The following is an 18,580-nucleotide window of genomic DNA, read 5'->3' as shown; positions in this document are numbered from 1 at the left end:
GGGCTCGATAGTATTTCTGCTATTTCCTAATTTCAGGATTTACACAGTTCTTGCTCAGATCGCCATTTAAGGCTGCAATCAAGTTATCGACGGCACATTTTACCATCGCATAGCGGGTCTCATGGGTCGCAGAACCGATATGCGGCAGTGCGACCACATTAGGTAGCGTGAGTAGTTTAGAGTTGCAGGGAAGGGGTTCAACTTCAAACACATCTAAACCTGCACCTTGAATTGTGCCTCTTTCTAATGCGTCGATCAGCGCGGCTTCATCAACGATCTGGCCTCTTGAACCGTTGATCAAAAATGCACTGGGTTTCATTTTTGCCAACTCATTTTTACCGATCAACTTTTCGGTTGATGCTGATAATGGCAGCACGACACAGACAAAATCAGATTCTGCCAGCAACGTATCGAGGTCACAACGGCGTGCGTTAAGTTGGTTTTCTGCATCAGGATGGGTATGGTTATTGTAATAGAGAACCGGCATTCCGAAGCCTAAATGAGCGCGTTTGGCAACGGCATAGCCAATGCGTCCCATACCTAAAATGCCGATAGTTTTACCATTCACATTACTGCCGTATGCATCTTCACCAATGCTTTTTGTCCATTGGCCATTTTTTACCATTTCAGCCATTTCGATAATGCGGCGTGCACTGCAAAGCACTAACGTAAAAATGGTATCCGCAGTTGTTTCGGTTAATACATTAGGCGTATGCATCAAGGCGATCTTTCTGGTATTCATTGCATCAATATCAAATTGGTCGATACCAACGGAAATGGTCGATGCCGCTTTCAAATTTGGGGCATTGGCAATGTCACCCGCGGTAATAGGATAACTGGCCCCGATAATGCCGTCAGCGCTGGATAACGCTTGTTTAAAGTTAGCGAGATTCTCAGGTGTAATGCTGTCAAATGCAGTGACATTAAAGTGCTGTTGTAGCCGCTCAAGTTGATCCGCGGGAATGGATTTATATAAAATAATGTTCTGTTTCATAGTATCCCTTTTAAGCATGTTTCGTGATGACCGCATCACTATTTTGTTCTTGGCTTGGTTTGACAATTAAGGTAAAGAAGACCGAGGCTAATAGTGCGAGCCCCATAAACATATACGAAGCACTTGGGCTACCGGTCGCCCCATTTAAATAGCCAACAAACCATGAACCAAAGAATGAACCTAATGCGCCCATACTATTGATTAATGCCATTGCACCACCTGCAACGTTCTTTGGCAACATTTCAGGAATGATAGCGAAGAAGGGCCCATACGGAGCGTACATTGCAGCGCCTGCAATCACCAATAAGGTATAAGAGAACCAGAAATTCGTGCTACCGAGCAGATATGAGCCGAGGAAACAAACCGCCCCAAGCAAAAGCATTGGCCAAACGAATAGTTTACGGTTATGCATACGGTCAGATGCCCATGACACGAGGATCATGGCTAAGGTTGCAGCAAGGTAAGGCACGGCAGAAAGCCAGCCTGTTTCTACCATTCCAAGGTTGGATGCCCCACGAATAATAGATGGCAACCACAGTACAAAACCATACACCCCAATGCTCCAACAAAAATATTGAGCGCATAGTAAAATCACATTACGAGACTTAAAAGCTTCGCGGTAATTGCGAACAGGCTTGATATTTTTTTGTTCGTCACTAAGAATTTTATCTAATGTCTCTTTTTCAGTCTGGCTGAGCCAGCTCACTTGGCTGGGTTTATCACGTGCAGTTCTCCACCAGAAAAAAGCCCACAAAATCGCAGGAACCCCTTCAATGATAAACATTTCCCGCCAACCGAATGCCTGAATGAGGTAACCGGATAGCACAGACATCCACAGCACTGTAACTGGGTTGCCTAAAATTAAAAAGGTGTTGGCGCGTGACCGTTCTGACTGAGTAAACCAGTTACTGATATAGATAAGCATCGCAGGCATGACTGCGGCCTCAACGACTCCAAGGCTAAAGCGAATAATTACCAACATCGGAATATTGCTGACCATCCCTGTTAGGCTAGCAAAAATTCCCCAGAGAAAAATACAGGCAAAAATCAGTTTGCGGACACTGCGCTTTTCCGCGTAAATAGCGCCAGGTATTTGGAAAAAGAAATAGCCAAGGAAAAATAATGAGCCGAGTAGCGACGACATCCCTTTGGTAATACCTAAGTCGGCATTGATACCTGCGGCGGCGGCAAAGCTGTAGTTTGCTCTATCTAAATAGGCAAGGCTATAGGTGATAAACACGATTGGCATGATGCGCCACCAACGTGACATTGCTGGAGTATTCATTGTCATAATCGATTTCCTTTTAACATACCGCTTTAGTGGTGGCTGCGTAGAGTAATGCCATTTCATGCTGCAGTTGCGCTTGGGTTGGTAAACCTTCACTATCACCTATAACTTGAATGGCTCTTGCTCCAACAAAATTACCTCTTGCAACAGCTTGCGGTAATGTTAAGCCTTCAAGTAAGGCGCTAATGACGCCAACGGCAAAGCCATCGCCAGCTCCAACGGTATCAATGACGTGTTTAACATGAACGGCAGGAGATATGCCCTGCTGGTTATCCGCTGTTTTATAATATGCGCCGTGTTCTCCGGTTTTAATCACAACGGCTTCAACACCGTGAGCGAGATAAAAATCAGCAATAGACTCGGGTTGGTCGAAGCCTGTCAGAATTTTGCCTTCTTTTAAGCCAGGTAAAACCCAATTAGCTTGAAACGCGAGTTGGTTGAGCTGTTTCACCATTTCTGTTTCACTCTTCCATAGAGAAGGGCGCAAGTTTGGGTCAAATGATAGTGTTTTACCTGCATTTCGCATCCATTTCGCGGCATACAGTGACAGTTGGTAGCTGGTGGGTGAAAGCGCGGCTGCCACACCACTTAAATGCAAATGGCGTGCGGATAAGAAATAATTTTCATTAAAATCGGTTAAATCTAAATGGCTTGCCGCAGAGCCTTGACGGAAATACTCCACGATGGGATCGGTTCCATTTTCAGCTTTAGATTTAAGTTGAAAGCCTGTTGGGTAATGAGAGTCTACCGTAACACATTGAGTATCCACATGTTCATTATCTAATGTGGCTTGGATAAAACGCCCGAAAGAGTCATTACCTAAGCGGCTTATCCATCCTGTTCTTAACCCAAGGCGTGAAAGGCCAACAGCAACGTTGAGCTCTGCTCCTGCAGCACGGCGAACAAAGTTTTCGACCTCATGCAATTTTCCTGTTTGCGTGGCGACGAACATCATCATGGCTTCGCCAAGAGTAACTACATCTAATTGATTTTTCATTAAATTAATTTCCCCTTTCACTGAGAGAGCTTTTAACAGAGAAGTTCTTTAATAGAGAAACATAGTATTCAGTGACTGCGCGTAAATCATGCCCTTCGAGCGGAAACTCGATACCACAAGGAGCGTCATTTGGTAGAAGGTTGAGTACTTCTTTCCATGTGCCGTCGCTGTCATCAAGTGCTACAGCAACGCGTTTATTGCTACGCAATTGGCAGGCTTTAACGTGAATGTAAGCGACTTGGGAAGCAAAAATATGTGCAGCTTTTAACGGATCTTCCCGATGCCAGTACCAGTTCGCCATATCAAACGCCATTTTTATAGGCATATTTTGGTGTTTTACATCAGCAAAAAAACGTTCAAGAGGCGCAATATGGCCACCGACTTCGGTTTGGTCATTCTCGATCACTAACTGCGTGTTGTATTGATTGAGAAGATTAATGACTTCCGATAAATCATAATTTTCTGGTAATTCACCGAGTGATAGTTTTAAAAAGCGAGCATTAAGTTGTTTGGCATCTTCAAAATAGCCTTGTAGTTTAGTGATAGCGATAGGGCTACGTTGCTGAAATAGCGTGTCAGGCACGGAATAAACGGCGGTGAGCTGCCTTGATTGTAACCCTTTGGCAATATCCGAAAGATTATCGCTTGGTAGTAAGAGTTCTTGGCGAATTTCTGCGCCATCCGCATGGCTGTTTTGAATAATATCTAATACAGCCTGTTGGCCACCTAATTGTTTTACGGTTTGTGCCCCATAGGCGGCGGTGATAACAATAATGTGTTTGCTCATGACTTTCCTCTCTCTGAATAGGGCATTAGCCTATTTGTCATTGCGAATAACTCATTATGGAACCGGTTCCATTGTGCTTTCTAGTGACAAAAGAGCAAAATCAGAGCTATATCACTAACCCAATAGCGACAAATGTTTAATTGCCGATCTTTATCACAACTCTAGATGTAATGGGTGTAACGCCTATTATTCTTTCTGATCAATACATTTATATTCCATAACTAATTGATTATTATTTTTTTATATACAGGCAATATGAAAATGTACCTAATAAATGCGTGATTCTTCATAATTAATTATTGTTATCGGTATCTCAATTTCGTCTTCTTCGCCTTTCAATGAAATAATATTTCAATATATTAATCAAGGTGTGAAATTTTAGTGCAATTACTGCATTAATTTCACAAACTCTACCCTGACTACACCACAGCAACTCATAAAAAATAATAAGTTACGAAGATGAGGTTCTGAATATGAAAGTAATGAAATTAACCGCACTTTGTAGTGCGCTTCTGTTAGCTAGCGTTACATGGGCTCAAGCAAATACTAATGAAAGTGCGGGAGTCTATAAAAAAGCCTGTACACCAGAGTTAATCCAAGCAGCAAAAAGCAATGCAGATCTTTGCTATGGGGTGAATACGGCTAGTGATATTCAAATTACTAAAAAAAATGATGATAAATATAAGATAAAAGTCGTCATTATTGGTGAAAGTACCAATAAAAATTATATGAATACTTATGGTTATCCATTAGAAAATACACCATTTCTTTCATCGGTAAATGGACGTTTTTTCAATAATTTTATTAGTGCAGCATCCAATACGGTACCGACCTTAACGCGTGCATTAGCGAAAAATGATTTAAATACAATCACACAGCACCATGAAAAGCCGTATTACAATAATAATTCGGTTGTTGATTTAGCCAATAAAGCGGGTTATGAGACCTATTACATCGGTAATAATGGCAGCTTTGGTGATGATGAAATTGGCTTTACAAATTATTTTCTAAAGGCGAATTATTTTTTACCGGTTAGAGACAGCAAGCCTGGTTTTGACAACCTTTTCGTGCAAGAAAAGGTTGTCGTTGATGACAGTGTGAATAAACTCACCAATGATTTTAAAATGTTACCTGCCTTTAAAGCCGCGTTAAATAACCCATCCGATAAAGAAAAAGTCATTTTTGTTCATATGTGGGGGCCTCACCATGATGGTTGGCCGAAAGGAGCTTGTGAACTCGTTAAAAATAATTACAACATTAACCCTGAGCAATTTGATACGGGCTGGGGAAGTATAGCGAACTGTTATGTTTCAGCGATTAAACTGAGTGATGATTTTATTAGCGATATTTATAGTATCTTGCAAGAAAATAATAAAAATGGGGATAACCCATTCTCCATTTTATATTTTTCTGACCATGGGCAAGGGCTAGTCAAAGCTAATAAACAGCACGTAAAAGCACTGGAAGCAGAGTATAAAGGGTATATCAAAGAAGGAAATCTATACTTACGTCATGGTCAACTCGTGAAAGGGGCATATCAAGTTCCATTAGTGGTCATCAATTCGGATGATACTAAACGTGAATTTCGCGATGAAACGTTAAGTGAGTGGAATTTATTTGATTATTTCGCGTCGTGGTTAGGCGTAGAAACTAACCTAACATCCCCAGCGAAAAGTATCGTAGCGGAGACTATCACACCTGAAAAAGATATTGATGTCTTTGTTTTCCCACGGGATGAGTTTGTGAAGTACGATAGCTTGCCGCAGGATACCGTATTATCACCAGCCACAGTTAATACCCAAGCCGTCGCTGACAATTAATTTGTCAAAAAATAAGGCAGAACCGAATTATCTGTTCTGCCTTTATTATCTTTATTCAATAGGTTATTGACTCAATGCATCGGCAACCGCTTTAAAACGGGCAAATTTATCACGTAACTGTTGATACCCAACGGTGTTTGGTTGGTAAGTGGTGATTTTAGGGGTACTTGCTGCAATGGCGACATCAAAACCTGAGTAGTAACCTGTTCCGACAGCGGCACAAAGTGCTGCAGCTTGGCAACCTGATTGCTGTACGTTGACGACATCTAACGGCAAGTTACTGGCATCACAGAACATTTGCATCCACAATGGTGACTGTGTTGGGCCACCCGTGAAGCGAATAGATTCAGTTGTATTATCAAGTCCAACGATACGGTCTTGGTGCAATAAATGTGAAAATACAATCCCTTGATAGATAGCATAAACAATATCGGCATCCGTATGGTGTGAACTTAATCCGAGTAGACCACCGTGCAAATTACTGTGGTAGTTAGAACCGTACAGCCAAGGGAAAAATAGAATATCGTTTGGCCGCGTTGCCCCTTCAGCCACACAGTGATTTAGTACATCATAATCTTGCAAACGTTGATTGAAGAAGTGACGAGTGAACCACGCGAGGTTACTGGCGGAAGTCGGGCTGCCTTCGTGGACAAAATAGGTACCTGGAATACAGTATTTACTCCATACGTATGGGTAATCTGAAGGCACGATTTCATCGAAGACACGTGTTGAAATGGTCCAAGTTCCGGCTACGGCGCTGAGTTTATCTTTTTGACTCACCCCTGACGCCAACGCTGCACCCACGACATCAAAGAAGCCACCAAATACAGGGGTTCCTTCCACAAGCCCAGATTCTACAGCAGCTTTGTGGGTTACCGTTCCTGCTAATTGCGCTGAGTTAATTACTGGGGCCAGCTTGTCATTTGCTTCATCAATACCAAATAGTTGGCATAATTTAGGATCATAGCTCGACAGGGTTTGGTTAAATAATTGGCTACCAGAAATATTGGTTTCTTCGCAGGCAATTTGGTCGGTTAGACGGTAGCGGATGTAATCGTGGACCATCAAAACATGCTGAGTATCACGATAATTATCAGGCTCGTATTGTTTTAACCAGCGTAGTAGGGCCACAGGATGAGAAGCCCATAATTGCTGTAAACTCAATGGATAAGCTTTATCCGCAGTGCCGTCTTGGTGCCATTCATCAACAATAGATTGAGCGCGTGAATCAGATGACACAATCCCATTTCTAACCGGTTTTCCTTGGCTATTGAGTAAATACAGCCCTTTGCCGTGAGAAGAAAAGCTGACACCGGAAATTTGGGCGGGACTGAGTTGGCTATTTTGAATCGCTTGGCGGATCACGCTGCAAGCCGCTTCCCACAGCATCTCCATATTACGTTCACTAAAACCTGCTTGTGGACTCTCAGTGGGAAAAGAATGTTCAGCAACGGTAATTTCTTGGCCTTCTGCGGTGTAGATACCCGCTTTAATGACGGTACCACCAAGGTCAACACCCATAAAAAATGCATTCATTATCGGCTCCTTTAGGCGTTGTACCAGCCTGCTTGTTGCATTTTGTCTTCCATCCAATGACGGGCTTTGATAATTTCAATCAGCGGCTCATCGGCTTTTTCTGTCCACATTTCAATCAGGAAGGAACCGCGGTAATTTAAACGTTTTAATAATTTGAATAAATTAACAAAATCTACGCAGCCTTCGCCGAAAGGCACATCACGAAATTGGCCTTTGCAGGTTTCGGTCACTGCATACGTATCTTTTAAGTGAATCGCTGCGACGTGTTCAATTCCTTGGGTGAATTCTTTTTCGACATCATTACCCCACGCGGTTAAGTTACCGACATCAGGATACACACTGAACCAAGGTGAGCGAATCTTATCGGAAAGCGTTTGCCATTTGCTAATGGAATTCATAAAAGGCGTATCCATGATTTCCACTGCACACATCACTTGAGAAGCGGCTGCAATTTCACTGACCCATTGCATGCCTTTTTCGAAATTAGCAATCGTTTCGGCATCTTGCTCTTCATAGTAAACGTCATAACCCGCAAGCTGTATAGTACGAATACCTAAGTCTTGAGCGAGCTTAATGGCTTTTTCCATTAAGGTATAGGCCATCATACGGGTGGCTTCATCATGGCTACCGAAAGGAAAGCGGCGATGGCCGGATAAACACATACTTGGAATGCGAATGCCTGTTTCTTGAATGGCGCTAACAACTTCCAGGCGTTCTGCGGTGCTCCAGTCTAACCGAGCTAAACGCTCGTCAGTTTCATCTACTGACATTTCCACAAAATCGTAACCCGCAGATTTTGCGATAACTAATTTTTCTAACCAACTGCTGTTTTTCGGTAATGCTTTTTCATAAATACCAATTGGATGCTTGCGCATGGTTTTCCCCTTGAAAAATTAACTTTGTGTCGATGCTTTATTAAGGCGTTGGTTGCGGTTCATCGCACGTTTAGCACTCCATTTTTCTTTGAAGAACTTGAATGCTAATGCCAAGATGAGCGTGATCCCCCAAACAGCGAGGTTAAAGTGTAGGCTCACGCCTAGCAGGCTTAAACCTGTCGCAATGACCTGTAAAACCAATAAGGCACAGAACACTCGGCTAACCTTACCAACCCCCCCAAATGGGTTAGTTCCACCTAATACGATGGCAAGAATGGTGAGCAGTAAATAGGAATCTCCGTAGCCCATACGTGCAGAGTTAAAGCGAGCCATCATGATTAGCCCAGCTAACACACATAACAGACTAGAAATGGTGTATATCGCAATCATGACACGGTCGGTACGAATACCGCTGAACCACGTTGCATTGATATTACTGCCACTCATATAGATATTTTTACCTAGCCGAGTACAGCCTAGAAAAAGCGCTAAGAGAATTGCGGTAACGATGAAAATAATCATCGCGATTGGCACCCCAAGCACGGTATCGGAACCAATGGCACGAACAATGGGCGGCATGCCACTCAGTGCCGCTCCTTTGGTGAGGTAAACACCAATACCGCTGATAATCGTCATGGTGCCGAGAGTGACTAGAATAGGGTGTGCCCCGATGTGGGAGATCATCAGTCCCGTTAAGCTACCAATAATGACCGCAATTACGGTTGCGCCAATTAATGCGAAGACTAACCACATCAGCTGTGTACCCGTTCCTGCATCCACCGGAAGGTAATTGATAAACACCCAAGCCATAAACAGGCCGGTTAAGTTAGCGGTACTAATAATTGCAAGGTTTAAGCCGCCACTTAACATAGGTACAAACATGGCAAAGGTAAGTAAGCCCAATTCAGGTAACTGAAAAGTGATACTTAAAAACGTGTTTTGGGTAAAAAAGTGACCTGGCATGGCAATACTAAATGCGGCGATAGCCAGAACAAAGATTGAAAGCAGTCCGATAACAGAGCCATCAATTTTAAAAAAAGCATTTTTTTTCATGGTGATATTCCTGTTAAACAAAACCTACGTCCGTCTCTTTACGTTTTTTGTAGTGAGTAATACAAATCGCAATGAGAATAACCAGCCCAATGACGATATTGACGAAGTAGTTTGAAACACCAATCAGGTTTAGGCCGTTTTTCAAGATACCAATCAGGAAAACGCCCATTAGTGTACCTATCACAGAGCCTCGTCCACCGGATAAACTGGCGCCACCTAATACAGCTGCAGCAAGCACATCCAGCTCTCCGCCCACAAGGGCACTCGGTACCACTTCGCTCATTCGGTAGGTTTGCAACATGCCGCCAATCGCCGCCATTGCACCAAGGTAGCTATAGGCAAACAAGTAAATCACTGAAACACGGATACCAATACGAGATGCAGATTCTTGACTTCCTCCTACAGCGTATAACTGACGGCCGATGTGGGTTTTATTCATCAAAATCCACGTTAAGAAGGCAATGCCAAGCATCACAATTAACGGCAAGCCAACTTGGTAATATTCGCCATCCACTTCAAAAGGCAAGATAGTCACAGGGTCAACCCACCAATCAGGCAAGTCATAAATACTGTGCCCATTGGTTAACCACATCAGCATCCCAAACAGCAGTGATTGCATACTAATGGTGATAATGATCGACACAACATTCAGCGAATAAATTAAAATGGCATTGATTAATCCAAAGGCGATACCGATGATAATCGCTAATGTGATACTGACCGCAGGGCTTGCAATAAAACCTTGTAATAACCAAGTCGCAATCACGTATTGCACTACGGAAGCCACAGCAGCAAACGAAATATCAATGCCCCCAGTGACAAGAACCACAAATAAGCCCAAGGCGAAAATACCCGTCACCGCATAGCTTTCACTGAGGTCGAGTAAATTTTGAATAGTCAGAAATTGCGGGCTCATCAATGTGAAGAACACCACCATGATAAGAATGACCCAAGTCAGCCAGCCTTCGACAGATTGTGGTCGTAATTTTTGCCAATTAGCCATTGATGATTTCCTCCAATTGTTGCTCATTGATGGAATCTGTCACAATTTCTTTGACGATAGAGCCTTGTTTCATATGTAAAATTCTGTCGCAATTGTAATAAGCTTCGGAGGCTTCATCGGTAATTAATAAAATAGAGATACCGACACCTGACAAACGGTGAATGAGTTTGTAAATACTGTCTTTTGCACCGATATCGACGCCAACGGTTGGCGAATCTAAAATCAGTACTTTAGGGCGTGTTAAAATCCATTTGGCAAGTACCACTTTTTGCTGGTTACCGCCTGAAAGTGTTGAAAGGGCGTTATTTGGGTCGGTGACTTTAATATCTAAGTCGGCTATCCACTCTTGTACGATGTCTTGGCACTGTTTTTCATCGATTAAATGCCATGGTGTTTTGAGTCGATCAAGAATCGAAATCACCATATTGTCTGCGATGGATTGCTGTAAGATAGCGCCTAAAGTCAGGCGGTCTTCAGATACATAACCAATACCACGCTTAATAGCGTCGGTGTTATTTTTTAACTTAACAGGCTTGCCTTCGATGAATAATTCGCCGCTGTCTGGATGGGTAATGCCAAACAACGATAGCGCTAATTCGGTGCGGCCTGAACCAAGCAAACCACATAAACCTAATACTTCGCCGCGTTTTAAATTTAAGTTGATATCACGATATTGCCCAGCTCGACTGAGGTTTTTTATCTCGAGTACAGTGCGTCGGTCTTCCGCGTTATTTGGTGGCTTACGTTCATGGACAATGTCTAAGCCAGTCATTAATTCAGTAATTTTGCGTGTAGTTAAGCCTTCAGCAGGCCATGTCCCAATTTTTTGACCATCACGGATCACTGTGATGCGGTCAGAGATCTCTTTGACTTCTTCTAGTCGATGACTCACAAAAACAACGGTAATTCCCTTATCTTTTAGGTAATTAACTGTTGAGAGTAGTTGGTTGACTTCTGTACGGGTCAATGAAGCTGTTGGTTCATCCATAATCACCAGACGTGCATCGGCGACTAAAGCTCGGCAGATAGCAACTTGTTGGCGTTGAGCAATGGGTAAGAATTGTACCGGTGTGTCAGGGTCAATGGTGAAAGCCAACTCATTGAGGATTTCTAACGCTTTTTCGCGCAGTTGTTTTTTGCGAAACCAGCCAAAATAGCCTTTGAGATTCAGCTCAAAAGCGATATTTTCGGCAACGGTTAAATTTGGAAATAACGACAAATCTTGGTAGATAACTTGTACACCTAATTCACGGGCTTTATCTGGCGTCAGCCGATGATAGCTTTTTCCATCAATTTCAATTTTGCTACCGTCATCAGGGGCATAGACACCACTGATGGTTTTAATTAATGTGCTTTTCCCACACCCATTGGTGCCTGCTAAACAGTGCACTTCACCTTTGTTGAGCGTCAAATCGATATTGCGTAATGCACGGTGACCACCGAAGCTTTTGGAAAGGTCTCGCAAGGTAATGAGTGGATCGGATTTGTCAGCTTTTGAGGTGCTTGTCATAAGTACAATTCCTACTGCAAATAAATTGGTGTTGGCTTGTTCGTGATGAGTTCGAGCTGCTGTGTTAGTACAGGCAACTCGAACTCAAAGAACATAAAATTTAATATATTGATAAATATTGTATTTTTGTTGTGAATGTTATTTTAACAGGGTGAAATTACAGACCGACTTCGACTAATTTTTTAGTATTTTCAATATTCAAATTAACGGGGTTATCACTCAAAATGGTGTTACCACTGACTTTGATTTCACCCATATCACCAATAGACACGCCATCTTTAATTTCTTCACCATTCATCATGGCAGTCGCAACCTGTACAAATACTTGTCCTGCGACTTTTGGATTGGAAATATAGCCGCCATCAATTGCACCTTTTTCCAGTAATTTGATGCCTTGGCCTGGCGTAAATGTCCCGAATACACAGGTTTCATCATTTTTGCGGCGTTTATCAATGGCACGGCCTGCACCGATAGGGCCTTGTGAACCAAATGACATGATGCCTTTTAAGTCTTTGTGTTTAGATAATAAATCATTGGCTGTGCGCATTGAGTCATCAACGGATTCGGCAACACCAAAGCGGTCATCGACCATTTGCATTTTCGGGTAATTTGCTTTTTGGTAAGCAATTGCCGCGTCGGCCCATTCGTTCACTAATGGTACTGTCAGGCTTCCCACAAACATGGCATATTTGCCTTCTTCGCCCATGCATGCCGCCATATCTCTCATATGGTTAGCCCCCATACTTTGGGTATCAAGTAATTCAAAGTCCCAATCTGCATTTTTTTGGTTTGGTGATTCGTGGGTAATGACTTTAATTCCAGCGTCTTGAGCTCGCTTTAATACAGGTTCAAGAACTTTAGCGTCGTTAGGGACAACGCCAATGACATCTACTTTTTTGGCGATTAAATCTTCGATAGCACGAACTTGTTCTGCAGGGTCAGCGGTTGTTGGGCCAACTTGGAAGGCGTTTACTCCCAGTTTTTTGCCTTCTTCAGTAATACCTTGTTCCATAACATTAAACCAAGGAATACCACCGACTTTCACGACGACACCCATGGTAAAGGGCTTTTGTGCTTTTTGTGATTCAGCCATCGCGACATTTGAAAATAGTGCAACGCTCATTAAACAAGGTAAAACTAGCTTCTTCATGTTCATAGTTGTATTCCTTAGTGTAGATGGATACTAAATCAAGAATTTTCATTTTTAGAAATAATGAATTTCTCATATTTAGATATGCCTATAATTAAGTGCTAGGAATTATGAGTAAATAATATCCCTGCACTTATTTAATACAGAAAATAAAATGGAACTTATTATTTTTACTTACATTACAGCTATATAATTTTTATTTTTATAAATTATTTGTCACACTCGATAATTTTAAGATTAGAGAATTGTTTTTGAAAATTATTATCATTTAGTTTGTTTGTAATTAATACGTCAATATCATCAAATGTACAAACCTGACTAAATGCATACTTTCCTAATTTACTATTATCCGCGAGCAAAACTTTATTTTCAGAAACCTGTAACATAATATTTTTTAATTTTGAGTTTATTTCACTGCCATCGCGAATACCATTTTCGATATTGAATCCTTGGCATGAAAGAAATAAGGTTTTTATCTGAAAGCTACGAATAATACTTTCTGCAATTGGGCCATGAAAATCATCATGACGTTCTGAATATTCCCCACCAATACCAATAACACGAACTCGGTCACGGCAGGCCAACGCTTGGATAATTTTGACCGAGTTTGTCACCACGGTGATGTCGATATCGGGTATTTGCCGCGCTAGAAACCAGCAAGTACTGCTGTTATCTAGCATAATACAGTCACCAGGCTGGATTAATTTTAGTGCAGCCTTCGAAATTTTCATTTTGGCATCAGGATGCTCTTCAGTTCTTTTACGAAAAGACTCTGCGCCATCAACCATTTGACTGAGTTTGACCGAAGATGGCATAACATTCACCATCGGCATTTCTTCTTGGTCGATGGCCACCGCGCCTCCAAAGCTACGGATGATCCTATTTTCTCGCTCAAGAGTCGTTAAATCGCGACGAATAGTTTCTTGAGACACGAGACATAATTGGGCTAAATCACGTACCAACGCCGAACCATTCTGCGAAACATGAGAACATATTAATTTATGGCGTTCGGCTTGTAACATATTTAGCTCCTATTATTTCCATGGTATTCATTCTGCCCGTGTTGCTTTTTTTTTGTCGTGATTGGATTCAAGTAATCTCTTTTTGAAAAAAACAAAGCCGATTAAAGTGACTTTGATCTTCATTTTATGAATTTAATATAATTTTATTACATAATAATTAGACTCATATCACTATATTGGCGGTGTCTTTTTGTTTTTCTCACAATAAACAAAAAATATTGGGCTAACTCGGTCAATTAACCACATCTTGGTGGTGACTTTATTTGACTGATCGTGACCGATTATGCCCGAATTGGGCTGTTTTGTTGCGAATTTGTAAAGTGAGGTGCTTTTTAAATGGCCTAAATCTGTTTACCTTAATAGGTAGATATAGGTTATCAACACACAAAAAACATCACCATAATAAATTTTTGTTGTTGATATTAAGCATATTTTAGCAAGCTAGGGAGTTGTTATGTTAGAACAATTGAAACAACAGGTTTTTGAAGCGAATCTCGCCTTACCCAAACATAACCTAGTAACTTTTACTTGGGGTAATGTGAGTGGTATTGACCGTGAAGCTGGGTTAATGGTGATAAAACCTTCTGGCGTTGACTATGAAACCATGAAAGCAGAGGACATGGTGGTGGTCTCGTTGGAAAGTGGAGAGGTGGTAGAAGGGAAATATCGCCCTTCTTCAGATACTGACACGCATTTGGCGCTGTACCAAGCATTCCCTGAAATTGGCGGTATTGTTCATACTCACTCCCGTCATGCCACTATTTGGGCTCAAGCAGGGCAGCCATTGAGTGCCTTAGGGACAACCCACGCTGATTATTTCTATGGTGAAATTCCTTGTACCCGTAAAATGACAGAAAGTGAAATTGAAGGGGAATATGAAAGAGAAACAGGCCATGTGATCATCGAAACCTTCAAGGAAAAAGGGCTGTCAGCAAAAGATATTCCAGCGGTATTAGTGAATAGCCATGGCCCATTTGCTTGGGGAACAAGCCCCGATAATGCAGTGCATAATGCCGTGGTATTAGAAGAAATTGCCTATATGAATTTATTTACCCGTCAATTAAGTTCACAAATAGGTTCAATGCAACAAGTATTATTAGATAAACATTATTTACGTAAACACGGTAAAAATGCGTATTACGGGCAAAAATAAAGCAGTTAAAAATTTATTGAATAAAACTGGCGAATAAAAGTAATTATTGATTTTATAACCAATAACGGATTTTTTCGTCAATAAAATAGCCACAATAAATAGGCTATGTGGCTATTTTACTATTTATTAAATACAGCCATCACTCAGGTTTATTTTATTAAGCCTGTGGTTGTTTATATAACAAGTGAATTTATTTAAACTAAGTATATTTCTCTAAGTTGCTTAATATCATTATTTGTGAATTTAAGTTCATTTTTAATATAGTTTTCTACAGAGCCGGATATTTCTTCCATCGTATTAAATACCTCTATAATAAATGATTCTTGAGTATCAATCAGTGAAAGTAAATAATCCAGTACATTTTTGTCTTGAGTTATTTTCCGATATCCTGCCATTTTAATTTCGTTACGTTCAAGCCGGTTAAAATGGGTGAGCATATAGTCCTGCACAATGGTTTCTTTCGGAACACCTAACATGGAAAGTACCAGTAATGCGCCATAACCGGTTCGATCTTTTCCGCCGCGGCAATGCTGAATATTTGGGGCATTATGACTATCTAATAAGACTTCTATCATTTGCTTAAAGGCGGATTTTGACTTATCACTCACTACAAATTGGCGATATTGTTCTAATATTTGTAACCCATCGCCGTTAATCATCTCTTTCGGAATATGCTGGATAACACTTTCGATTAACGCTTTATCTTCATTATCTGGTGATGCGGCAAATTGTGCTGCTAATTCAGCAGTTTGAGCCGTTGCATCAAGATGGTAGGTTTTCTTTTCACCAACATGGCAATTGGGCGATTTATTAATTTCATTTTGAGTACGATAATCGATAATGCTGTTAATCCCTAGATGGGAAATATAATTTACCGCTTGTTCATTCAAATTAAATAGATGGTTGGAACGGTATAACATTCCCCATTTCACCTGTTTTCCGTCTGTTGTGGTATAACCCCCAAAATCACGGAAGTTATTTAATCCCTCAATAGGTAATGTTCTTTCAGCGAATAATTTACGTCCATTGGCATTTTGTAAAATAAAATAGATGCGTTGTTTAGCATTTAATGGGTCTTGAACTGTAATGGTATTCTCTAATTTATCTGTAATGAAATTCTCAGGATAAACCTGAGTATCAGGTTTATCCGTCCAATATAATGCCAGAGGAGAGGATGGAATTTCACTAAACTTTATTTCGAGTGTTGATTCATTCACTCTGTTGACTTCGATTTCCATATATTTCCCTTTATCATCCTAAAATTCCGAACACGGAACAAACAACACCTAAAACCATAATGGCAACAATGAGTGCAACGGTATGTTTTCCTTGAAATTTACGAACAAGGAAGAAAATACCGAGTGCAAAGAGAAGGGTGAGTAAGTTAGGTATTACCTTGTCAAACATCTCTTGTACTTTGATAGATTGTTCACCGACGGCGATGGTTAGCGGAGTGGAAAGCTTGACGGTCGTCGCTATCAAGGAACCTAGGACCATGACCCCGACAACGTTCGCTATATTAGTAATTCGCTGAATAATATTTGATTTTTTCGATTGCTCGATTAAATCAACGCCTTTGTTATAGCCATAATGAATAAAGAAATATTTGGTACCGATATTGACGATATTAAACAGAATAAACATTAATATAGGGCCGATAATATTACCTTGCAGCGCAAATGCGGCTCCGATGCTGCCGCAAATGGGCAGCCATGTAAATTTTAATAAGCTATCACCAAGACCTGCAAATGGCCCCATCAAACCAGCTTTTACAGAAATGACTGCCTCTTTTTCTTCTTCTGTTGTTTTTTCTTCTAATGCTGCGGTGACACCGAGAATTAATGCACCTGCGTTAATTTGTGTATTAAAAAACTCGAAGTGGCGTTGCATGGCTTTAATACGTGTTTCTTGATCTGCTTTTTCATAAAGTTTATCGAGAACGGGTACCATACAATGAGCAAAACCAATTGTTTGCAGTTTTTCGTAGTTGTATGAGAATGACATGGTTTGAATTCGCCAAAACATACCATTAAGCTCTTTTTTCGTGAGTTTTTTATTTTCAGAGGTGGTTATTTCACTCATAGGTCATACTCCTCTTCTTCATTTTTATGGGAAGTTGGTGCTGTTTTTTCTTCTGGTGTTTGGCGCAAGCTGTTGGCAAATGCCATGTCATAAAGCACAGCAAATGCCAGAGCGATAAAAGTAATTGGGATAATTGGTAGTTTTAAATAGGTTGTGAGCATAAAACCGAGCAGAAAGAAAAACCACATTCTGCCTTTAAGTAACATGAGTAACAGAATACAGATACCGACAGCAGGGATTAGTTTAGATGCGACACCCATACCGGTAAGAATACTTTCAGGTACGGCATTTAATATGCTATTGACTAAGTCACTACCAAAATAAACCGCAATAAAGCAGGGAATGGCACGAATAAAAAACCACAGTGGCGTCGAGAAATAATGCACTTTTGTTAGGCCACTGTAGTTGCCATCAAGAATGGATTTACTGGCCCAGACATTTAAAAAACTAGCAAAAGAACGCCAGATAATCAGTAATTGCTGACATAGAATAGAGACTGGTACGGCAAGGGCGATACCCGCTGCAATTCCGCCATTGGAAGCAATACCGAGCGCAACTCCAATAATTGAACCGGCGATAATATCGGGTGCAGAATAAGCACCAACATTACCAATTCCCATCCACATTAATTCTAATGTGGCGCTAATGGCTAACCCTTGCACCATATCGCCCATGATAATACCGGCCACAGTACCGGTGAGTAATGGGCGTCTTAGCATTTGCGGACCGACATCATCCAATGAGCAAATACCTGCCCAAATCGCAATTAAAATGGCCTCTACCAACATAATAGGCTCCTCACTTATTGAGTGAAAATAAGTATGATTAGATGAATTAATTGAGTAATGTTTTTAATTCAACAATGGGATCTTTAGGAACCATTTGAATTTCAACAGTAACGTTATTGTTGATGAGCGACCTAAAGGCTTGTTCTTCATCCGGTGTCACAGCAACCGCACGAGATAAATTACGACGGCCTTCTTGCATGCGCATTCCGCCGACATTCAGTTTTTCCAATTTTAAGCCACTTTCGACGAGCCTATTCACATCAATACTGTTAGTAAACAGCAACATAGTACGACGTTTAATTTCTGCTTTTTTTAAGACTTCAATGAATTTATCGACACCAAAAACGACGACTTTTAGATCTGGTGGCGCCGCCATAGTAAGAACGGATTGTTGAACGGTGTCATTGGCAACTTTGTCGTTGACGATAATCACCTGCTCAATATCAAAATTTTTAACCCAAGTAGTAATAACTTGGCCGTGGATAAGTCTGTCATCAATTCGGGCAACATTAATTGGCATGG

The 18,580-nt window shown here is 41.1% G+C and carries 17 protein-coding genes; 2 read left to right on the top strand and 15 right to left on the bottom strand.

The genetic code is table 11. The features are described 5' to 3' along the window. Positions 1-19: 19 nt before the first annotated feature. The 4 genes from ghrB to ACU696_RS20100 are packed head-to-tail and all read right to left on the bottom strand — an operon-like array spanning position 20 to position 4,066. Positions 20-994 (bottom strand): glyoxylate/hydroxypyruvate reductase GhrB, encoded by a 975-nt coding sequence (ghrB, locus tag ACU696_RS20115; RefSeq protein WP_209101791.1) that lies wholly within the window; start codon positions 992-994, stop codon positions 20-22. A gap of 10 nt (positions 995-1,004) precedes the next feature. Further along, positions 1,005-2,285, bottom strand: coding sequence for an MFS transporter (locus ACU696_RS20110; RefSeq protein ID WP_109912671.1), 1,281 nt, complete (start codon positions 2,283-2,285; stop codon positions 1,005-1,007). Positions 2,286-2,298: 13 nt separating this feature from the next. Further along, the gene (locus ACU696_RS20105) at positions 2,299-3,279 is read right to left on the bottom strand and encodes a sugar kinase (RefSeq protein ID WP_109912670.1); all 981 of its coding nucleotides are present in this window, start codon (positions 3,277-3,279) and stop codon (positions 2,299-2,301) included. 4 nt (positions 3,280-3,283) lie between these two features. Next, positions 3,284-4,066: a sugar phosphate isomerase/epimerase family protein gene (locus ACU696_RS20100; protein WP_110731641.1), complete on the bottom strand. Its 783-nt coding sequence runs from the start codon at positions 4,064-4,066 to the stop codon at positions 3,284-3,286. A 473-nt stretch (positions 4,067-4,539) separates the two neighbouring features. Between ACU696_RS20100 and ACU696_RS20095 the strand changes: the two genes are divergently transcribed. Beyond that, a complete protein-coding gene (locus ACU696_RS20095; RefSeq protein ID WP_209101794.1) occupies positions 4,540-5,886 on the top strand; it encodes a phosphoethanolamine transferase in 1,347 nt (448 codons plus the stop codon). A gap of 63 nt (positions 5,887-5,949) precedes the next feature. Here ACU696_RS20095 and ACU696_RS20090 read toward each other — a convergent pair whose 3' ends face one another. The 7 genes from ACU696_RS20090 to ACU696_RS20060 all read right to left on the bottom strand — a co-directional run bounded on the left by ACU696_RS20090 (position 5,950) and on the right by ACU696_RS20060 (position 14,035). Further along, entirely contained in the window at positions 5,950-7,422 is a 1,473-nt protein-coding gene (locus ACU696_RS20090; RefSeq protein WP_110731643.1) for an FGGY-family carbohydrate kinase, read from the bottom strand. An 11-nt stretch (positions 7,423-7,433) separates the two neighbouring features. After that, the gene (locus tag ACU696_RS20085; RefSeq protein ID WP_109912666.1) at positions 7,434-8,297 is read right to left on the bottom strand and encodes an L-ribulose-5-phosphate 3-epimerase; all 864 of its coding nucleotides are present in this window, start codon (positions 8,295-8,297) and stop codon (positions 7,434-7,436) included. 18 nt (positions 8,298-8,315) lie between these two features. Beyond that, entirely contained in the window at positions 8,316-9,350 is a 1,035-nt protein-coding gene (locus tag ACU696_RS20080; protein ID WP_004259206.1) for an ABC transporter permease, read from the bottom strand. Positions 9,351-9,363: 13 nt separating this feature from the next. Beyond that, positions 9,364-10,353, bottom strand: a complete 990-nt coding sequence (locus ACU696_RS20075; RefSeq protein WP_209101798.1) for an ABC transporter permease — start codon at positions 10,351-10,353, stop codon at positions 9,364-9,366. Continuing rightward, the gene (locus tag ACU696_RS20070; protein ID WP_004907876.1) at positions 10,346-11,863 is read right to left on the bottom strand and encodes a sugar ABC transporter ATP-binding protein; all 1,518 of its coding nucleotides are present in this window, start codon (positions 11,861-11,863) and stop codon (positions 10,346-10,348) included. The genes ACU696_RS20075 and ACU696_RS20070 overlap by 8 nt, the downstream gene beginning before the upstream one ends. A 157-nt stretch (positions 11,864-12,020) precedes the next feature. Next, on the bottom strand, positions 12,021-13,013 hold the full coding sequence (locus tag ACU696_RS20065) for a substrate-binding domain-containing protein (RefSeq protein WP_036958239.1): 993 nt from the start codon (positions 13,011-13,013) through the stop codon (positions 12,021-12,023). A gap of 209 nt (positions 13,014-13,222) precedes the next feature. After that, the gene (locus tag ACU696_RS20060) at positions 13,223-14,035 is read right to left on the bottom strand and encodes a DeoR/GlpR family DNA-binding transcription regulator (protein WP_004907878.1); all 813 of its coding nucleotides are present in this window, start codon (positions 14,033-14,035) and stop codon (positions 13,223-13,225) included. A gap of 454 nt (positions 14,036-14,489) precedes the next feature. Between ACU696_RS20060 and araD the strand changes: the two genes are divergently transcribed. Beyond that, on the top strand, positions 14,490-15,188 hold the full coding sequence (gene araD / locus ACU696_RS20055; protein ID WP_004907879.1) for an L-ribulose-5-phosphate 4-epimerase: 699 nt from the start codon (positions 14,490-14,492) through the stop codon (positions 15,186-15,188). Between the two features lie 194 nt (positions 15,189-15,382). Here the strand turns inward: araD and ACU696_RS20050 are convergent, their stop codons facing one another. The 4 genes from ACU696_RS20050 to ACU696_RS20035 are packed head-to-tail and all read right to left on the bottom strand — an operon-like array spanning position 15,383 to position 18,578. Further along, positions 15,383-16,426, bottom strand: coding sequence for a tyrosine-protein phosphatase (locus ACU696_RS20050; protein WP_109912665.1), 1,044 nt, complete (start codon positions 16,424-16,426; stop codon positions 15,383-15,385). A gap of 13 nt (positions 16,427-16,439) precedes the next feature. Beyond that, a complete protein-coding gene (locus ACU696_RS20045) occupies positions 16,440-17,270 on the bottom strand; it encodes a PTS system mannose/fructose/sorbose family transporter subunit IID (RefSeq protein WP_004907883.1) in 831 nt (276 codons plus the stop codon). Continuing rightward, entirely contained in the window at positions 17,267-18,058 is a 792-nt protein-coding gene (locus ACU696_RS20040) for a PTS mannose/fructose/sorbose/N-acetylgalactosamine transporter subunit IIC (RefSeq protein ID WP_004907885.1), read from the bottom strand. The genes ACU696_RS20045 and ACU696_RS20040 overlap by 4 nt, the downstream gene beginning before the upstream one ends. A gap of 46 nt (positions 18,059-18,104) precedes the next feature. Beyond that, positions 18,105-18,578, bottom strand: coding sequence for a PTS system mannose/fructose/N-acetylgalactosamine-transporter subunit IIB (locus ACU696_RS20035; protein ID WP_109912664.1), 474 nt, complete (start codon positions 18,576-18,578; stop codon positions 18,105-18,107). Between the last annotated feature and the right edge of the window lie 2 nt (positions 18,579-18,580).

It is taken from the genome of Providencia sp. PROV_01 (genome assembly GCF_053098325.1).
This window is presented reverse-complemented; position numbering and strand designations above follow the sequence as displayed.